Genomic DNA, 6,442 nt, shown 5'->3' with positions numbered 1-6,442 from the left:
GCGTACACCGGCATCAAGCTGTTCAAAACTGAAGAGCGAAAGTGGATCGTCGCCTCGGCTATCCTGTTCGGGTTGACGATTCTCACACATCCCGTCTACACCGTGTTCTTCGGTACGACGTACCTGGTGATGTTTCTCTCCTTCAGCCGGACGCCGCGAGGCTTGCTGTACGGTGCGACCGTCGCCGCTGGTGGACTCGCCGTCGCGTCACCGTGGTGGCTTCAAATCGTCGCCATCCACGGAGTCAGCATCTTCACCGCCGCCTCGGGGACGCACACCGGTCTCGGTGGTGGAACCCACCGCTTGCTCAAGCAGTTCGTCTACCCGCTGGACATGAACTGGCCCATCGTGTTTTACATCGGGTCGTTCGCGGGTGCGGCGTACCTCATCGCAAAGCGTCGGTTGTTCCTCCCGCTGTGGATGGTGGCCGGTGCGTACATGCGCGGGAAGGTACGGTTCCAGTTCCCCGCCGGTGCGATGATGACCGCCGTGTTGGTCTTCGAAGTCATCATCCCACGGGTTCGAAGCTGGTCGGAACAGACGCGATACTCGCGGTCGGCACCCCTCGCTGTCATCATCGTCATCACCGTCCTCGTTGCGGGTGTCGGTGTCTCGTTCGTCGGAAGCGGCCTCCACTCCCATCTCAGGAGCACGTCCCAGCCATAGCTCGTGGACGACGACGATATGGCCGCGATGGAGTGGGCCCAGCAGAGTACGGCGTCGGATTCCAATTTCGTCGTTCTCGGTGACAGTGCCGAGTGGTTCCCCTTGATGACCGACCGCGCCATCCTCATCGGGCCGTGGGGTGTCGAGTGGGAAGGTCACAACCACTATCGCCATCAGCTCGGCTTGTACAAGCGCACGTCACGCTGTCCGGGGAAAACCTGCTTGACGAAGAAGCTGATATCGAACGACATCAATCCGGACTACGTGTACGTCCCGAAGGGACACTACACCGTCCGCGGAATCGACGAATACCAGAAACCCTGGATGCGCGAGCATCTCGTCGGCTCCGACCGGTACAAGCTCGTCTACGAGAACGAGGGCGCGATGATATTCCGCGTCCGAGAGCCGATGGAACCGACGAAGATTCCCGAGGACGGACCGCAACCGGTGTAGCGATTCGACCCCGTGTCTCAATTCGAACCGGTGTAGCGATTCGACGCCGTGTTGCGACTCGTTTTGACCGGCTACGAACGTATTTCTTTTTGAACCTCGTGTTGACGGTGTGAAACACGTCCCGGTCCCTCTTCGATGGCTTCTCGCCGAAAGCCTTCGAATTGCCGCAATCCTTCTTCTCGCCTTTCTCGTCGGCGCGCTCATCGGGGAAGTGATCGGTGCGTTCGGTCTCGAACTGTTGTACGGCATCGGGGATGAACTCGTCGCCGTCGTCCAGTACACCGGTATCGTCACCGCGATTCTGTACGCCGTCGTTCGCGGGACGGCTGTCGACTGATCTGACAGAAATAATCGGTCTCGTTACCCGAGCAGCGTCGAGTACAGGAGCCAGACGTTGAGGACGATGATGAGCGCGATGACGATACCGAGCACGCCCGTCGTCCGCGACGAGTTGCGGAACGACCCCATGATGCCTTCCTCCCGCGTGAACCAGAGGAGCGGGATGAGGACGAACGGAAGTTCGAAACTCAACGCGACCTGCGAGGCGACGAGGACGGACGTCGCGTCGAAGCCAGCGATCACGATGGCCAAACTCGGCGCGAGCGTCACCGACCGTCGAATCCAGACGTTGATGTTGAGGTCGAGGAAGCCGTCCATCACCGTCTGACCGGCCATCGTCGCCACGAGTGACGAGGACAGACCCGCGGCGATGAGCGCGATGCCGAACGCCAAACTGGCGTTCGCACCGAACACGCCGGTGAGAGTGACGTACGCCTCGTTGAGCGTCTCGATGCCCGTGCCTTGGAGCGCGGCCGCCGCGACGATGAGCATCGCGGCGTTCACGAACATGGCTCCGAACAGCGCGACGACGGTATCGACGCTCTCCAGGATGTAGTGTCGGCGGTGGACCTCTTCCGTGTCCCCTTCGTCCTCGATGAGGCGGCTCCGCCTATCCTGGACGATGTAGGGGTGAAGGTAGACGCTGTGGGGCATCACGGTGGCACCGAGTATCCCGATGGCGATGTAGAGGGCGTTCGTGTTCGGAATGCCCGGCGCGAGTCCGCTCGCTATCTGCCCACCCGTGGGTTTTGCGAGCATCATCTCGAAGACGAACGCGAGTGCGATGATGGCGACGAAGGACATGATGACCAACTCGACCCACCGGAACCCGCGCTTGTGTGCGGTCCTGACGCCGAGGAGCGCGAACGAACTGGCTCCGGCGAGGATTGCACCCGCCCAGAGCGGGAGGTGGAAGATGAGACTGAACCCGATGGCCGCTCCGATTATCTCCGCCATGTCCGTCGCTATCATGGCGAGTTCCGCGGCGGCCCAGAGCACGAGAACGACGCGTCGGGGTAATCGCTCCCGACAGAGTTGTGCGACGCCCTTCCCCGTCGCAATCCCGAGTTTCGCCGCGATTATCTGAATTCCCATCGCCATGAAACTGGCGAGGACGATAACCCAGAGGAGCGCCGGACCGTACTTCGCGCCGCCGGAAATATTCGTCGCCCAGTTTCCGGGGTCCATGTACGCGACGCTGATGATGAATCCAGGTCCGAGGTAAGAGAGAATTTCCCGGAACGAGTATTTCATCGAACCAGGCCTCCAGAGCCAGTAGGCGTCGTTTTACGGCCGTTCTCTATTCTACCCATGGGGTTTCTGCCTCCTGATTTTGACTCATCTAATTCTCAATTTCGCATTCTCAAATATAACGTTGGTGTTTTCACCACTATGTTGCCACGACCGTTCGAACGTCCGGTTCATCGGTCGTCTCGTCCGCTGGTCGCCCTCGGATTCGGTTTCGAGTCCGCGTTATCGTCGGATTCCCTCGCCCGAACCGTCAATACCGGGACGTTCGACCGGCGGATGACGTTCTCGGTGACGCTCCCGAGCATCCCCCGTGCGATGCCGCTTCGACCGCGGGTTGCGATCACGATGAGGTCGATTCCGTTTTCGACGGCGTACTCGACGATGGTCTCGTGTGGGACGCCTTTCAGAACGTGGCCCTCGATAGGATACCCGCGTTTTTCCCCCTCGCGTACCGCAGCTTCGATGACGAACTCTCCCGGAGGATTGTGAACGTCGGTTAGCACGTTGTCGAGTCCGAGTGGACTGTTCGTCGTATCGAAGACGTAAACGACGTGGATAGTCGCGTCGAACCGCTCCGCGAGACGAAAGGCGTGTTTCAGCGCCCTCGTCGCTCCGGCACTCCCGTCTGTCGGCACGAGTAGTTGCTTGTACATCCTCGTTCGTTCCCGTAGACTATCGGTGCCATGCGTGATATGCTCTCGTGCTATTCTCCCTGATATCTCCGTTCTACCATTCTTCCTGTCCGTTCTACTGTTCTCCCTACCCTGTTCTACTATTCCCCCGCTACCTTCGTTACTCTCCTTCGCTATCCTCGATTTGATGCCGATGAACTGTCCGTCAAATTGGCAAAAACGTCCTTCTCACGGCTCCTTCGCGTCGAACGGTTTTCAACGAAGGGAACCCTTTTGGCCGTTCCGACTGTCGTACGAATCAATGTTCGGAACCAGCGGAATTCGTGGCCCCGTCGGTGATGTCGTCACCGGAGACCTCGCACTGTCGGTCGGCCGAGCGCTCGCCTCGACCGGCGCGGAGCGCGTCGTCGTCGGACGCGACCCCCGCGACAGCGGTCGATTTCTCGCGGACGCTCTCTCGGCCGGTCTTCGTGAATGCGGCGCGGACGTCGTGAACATCGGTCTCGCCTCGACACCGACCGTCGCTCGAAGCGTCGAATGGAAGGACGCCGACGCTGGCGTCTCCATCACCGCCTCGCACAACCCGCCGACCGACAACGGAATCAAACTCTGGAACCCCTCCGGGCAGGCGTTCGACGCCGACCAGCGCGCGGAGATCACCCGCGTCATCGAAGACGAAGCGTTCGACCTCGCGGACTGGGACGAGACCGGCGAGGAAACGCAGTGGGACGGTGCACACGACGCACACGTCGAAACCCTCGCCGAGGCCGTCTCCTCCGACCTCTCCGCCGCCGACCTCTCCGTCGTTGTGGACGTGGGCAACGGAGCGGGGGCCGTCACCGCGGACGCGCTCTACGAACTCGGGTGCGACGTGGAGACGCTGAACGCCCAACCCGACGGTCGGTTCCCCGCCCGTCCCAGCGAACCCACCGCCGAGAACTGCCAGTCGCTTTGTGATCACGTGACCGCAATCGGTGCCGACCTCGGTATCGCCCACGACGGCGACGCGGACCGCATGATGGCCGTGGACGAAAACGGCGACTTCATCTCCGGCGACGTGCTCCTCACCCTCTTCGCTCGTCAGCACGCCGGAGACGGCGAAACGATTGCCACGCCCGTCGATACCAGCCTCATCGTGGAGGACGTGCTAGCCGAACAGGGAGCGGACGTGGTACGAACGCAGGTCGGCGACGTGTACGTCGCGGAGCGCGCGACCGAACCCGGCGTCGTCTTCGGCGGCGAGCAGTCCGGCGCGTGGATTTGGGCCGACCAGACGCTCTGTCCCGACGGACCGCTTGCGGCCTGTCGTCTCGCCGAACTCGTCGCCGAGAACGGGCCGCTGTCGGAACTCGCCGCCGACGTCGGCGAGTACCCGATTCGCCGGAAAAACGTGCACGTGGACGACAAAACGGGCTTGATGGAATCCCTCTCGGAAGCCGTCACCGACCGCTACGCGGACGCCACCACCATCGACGGCGTGCGCGTCACGCTCGACGAAGGGTGGTTCCTCATCCGCGCCAGCGGAACCGAACCGCTGGTTCGAATCGCCGCCGAAGCCCGCGACCCCGACGCCGCGGATGACGTGTTCGAGACGGCGGACGCCTTCGTCGCCGAGTACGCGGAATAGCTGCCCACCGTTTGTTCCTCATCTCTTTTGTGTTCGAATTGGCTGATGGTCTATGGGATTTTGAAAACCTCAAACTATCCTAGAAAATTTATAGAAAGTACAAGACAACGGAACATTATTAAAATATTATATATATCTATAATGGTATTATATTAAATTAATGTAAGTAAGTTAAAATCAAAAATATCCATACAATAGTAGATTGATTAGATATGATGGATAAAAATAGAAAAAATCCAACTAGAAGAAACGTACTGAAAGGGATCGGGACTGGGGCAGCTGCTCTCACTGCGACGGGTTTGAGCGGAACCACTGCTGATCAGTCGCTTCCGTATAAGTTTGAAGAACGTCGCTCCGCTTATTGATTGGGTAAACGAGGAAAAACAAAGCAAATCGTTTAGTTACTACATATACTGCTAGTAATTATCATGGTCTCGAAACGACCCTCCAGAAGGACCATACTCGTTAGCGGTGGTACCCTAATTGGTCTCGGAATTGCTGGAAGTTCTATCTGGTCTTTCGGCTCTGACGACGATCAGATTGGACCCGGTGGACTTACGATAGGAACGGTTCCGAAAGGAAGCGATCCGCTCATCTGGGTCGATACGGACGCAGTTAAAACTGCGGCACAGAAAGCGACTGTCAGTACCCTGCTTGATGCGAGTACATTCGATGACCTTCCCGATGTATTCGTGGAAGGGTTCGACGAGAAGTCTCAGTCGGGAATCGATACGAACGATATTGCCGAACTAGTCCTCGTCGGTTCTGACACGCCCACAGATGGTGGTGCAATCGTCTGGGCTGACTGGAGTAAGGGTGATATCGTGGATCTTCTCGGGACAGACCAACAGATAAAGTCCGGGTCGTACGGAGACCATCCCATCCACACAGTTGGCAAAACGAGCGTATCTCTCCTTACTGATACTTCCTTTGCACTCGGAACGACGACAGTAGTCAAAAGTATCATCGATGCTCGAAACGGAGACGTTGGACCTGTCGGTGGCGATACGCTGGACAAGTTCGAAGGTACTGACCACGGAGCAGTTCGATTCTCGTTCAATCAACTCCCGCTGTCGTGCAAGATTCGGCCTGGACAGCGGTCAGCGGCGTACGACAAAGTCACGCAAGTAGTTGGAGCGACCCCGGCATCAGACGTTGCCATCCAACTCCGTTTGTTTGCCGCTTCGCGTAGCGCTGCGGATAAAGTGGCAACAGCAATCCGGGACGATCTTGGTATCCCTGGTAGTAACGATGATGCCGGAAATCTCGACCGAGAGTACCCTAACGAAGTTACCAACGACATCACCGTTAGACATGAAAGTGACTTCGTTACTATCGAATACGGTGGCGTTGCTGATGATACTGGTAAGCACGTACGTAACATCGTTAAAACCGTCTCGTGTCTCACTCTTTCTCCAGAAAAATAGTACTCGGTTTATCTCTCTACAAACTAGTTCTGGACACCAACTATCCC

Annotated in this window: 7 protein-coding genes and 1 pseudogene; 6 read left to right on the top strand and 2 right to left on the bottom strand. The window is 58.4% G+C overall.

Going from position 1 to position 6,442, the window contains the following annotated elements; all coding sequences use genetic code 11:
- From B208_RS23220 to B208_RS0122850, 3 genes and pseudogenes are all read left to right on the top strand, one after another.
- Positions 1 to 666, top strand: a pseudogene (locus B208_RS23220) (hypothetical protein); the annotation flags it as partial.
- Between the two features lie 3 nt (positions 667 to 669).
- Complete coding sequence (locus tag B208_RS23215; RefSeq protein ID WP_018129209.1) at positions 670 to 1,119, top strand: hypothetical protein; 450 nt, start codon at positions 670 to 672, stop codon at positions 1,117 to 1,119.
- Positions 1,120 to 1,228: 109 nt separating this feature from the next.
- Complete coding sequence (locus tag B208_RS0122850; protein ID WP_007981186.1) at positions 1,229 to 1,456, top strand: hypothetical protein; 228 nt, start codon at positions 1,229 to 1,231, stop codon at positions 1,454 to 1,456.
- A 23-nt stretch (positions 1,457 to 1,479) separates the two neighbouring features.
- Here B208_RS0122850 and B208_RS0122845 read toward each other — a convergent pair whose 3' ends face one another.
- Positions 1,480 to 2,712, bottom strand: a complete 1,233-nt coding sequence (locus B208_RS0122845) for an Nramp family divalent metal transporter (protein ID WP_007981184.1) — start codon at positions 2,710 to 2,712, stop codon at positions 1,480 to 1,482.
- 167 nt (positions 2,713 to 2,879) lie between these two features.
- A complete protein-coding gene (locus B208_RS0122840; RefSeq protein ID WP_007981182.1) occupies positions 2,880 to 3,362 on the bottom strand; it encodes a universal stress protein in 483 nt (160 codons plus the stop codon).
- 280 nt (positions 3,363 to 3,642) lie between these two features.
- Between B208_RS0122840 and glmM the strand changes: the two genes are divergently transcribed.
- The 3 genes from glmM to B208_RS0122830 all read left to right on the top strand — a co-directional run bounded on the left by glmM (position 3,643) and on the right by B208_RS0122830 (position 6,395).
- Complete coding sequence (gene glmM / locus B208_RS0122835) at positions 3,643 to 4,968, top strand: phosphoglucosamine mutase (protein ID WP_007981179.1); 1,326 nt, start codon at positions 3,643 to 3,645, stop codon at positions 4,966 to 4,968.
- A 212-nt stretch (positions 4,969 to 5,180) separates the two neighbouring features.
- Complete coding sequence (locus tag B208_RS25150) at positions 5,181 to 5,333, top strand: twin-arginine translocation signal domain-containing protein (protein WP_081460922.1); 153 nt, start codon at positions 5,181 to 5,183, stop codon at positions 5,331 to 5,333.
- Positions 5,334 to 5,396: 63 nt separating this feature from the next.
- Positions 5,397 to 6,395 carry a hypothetical protein gene (locus B208_RS0122830; protein WP_018129208.1) on the top strand — a complete coding sequence of 333 codons (999 nt, stop codon included), beginning with the start codon at positions 5,397 to 5,399 and terminating at the stop codon, positions 6,393 to 6,395.
- The last annotated feature ends 47 nt before the right edge of the window (positions 6,396 to 6,442 follow it).

Source organism: Haladaptatus paucihalophilus DX253 (assembly GCF_000376445.1).
Classification (GTDB): Archaea; Halobacteriota; Halobacteria; order Halobacteriales; family Haladaptataceae; genus Haladaptatus; species Haladaptatus paucihalophilus.
This window is presented reverse-complemented; position numbering and strand designations above follow the sequence as displayed.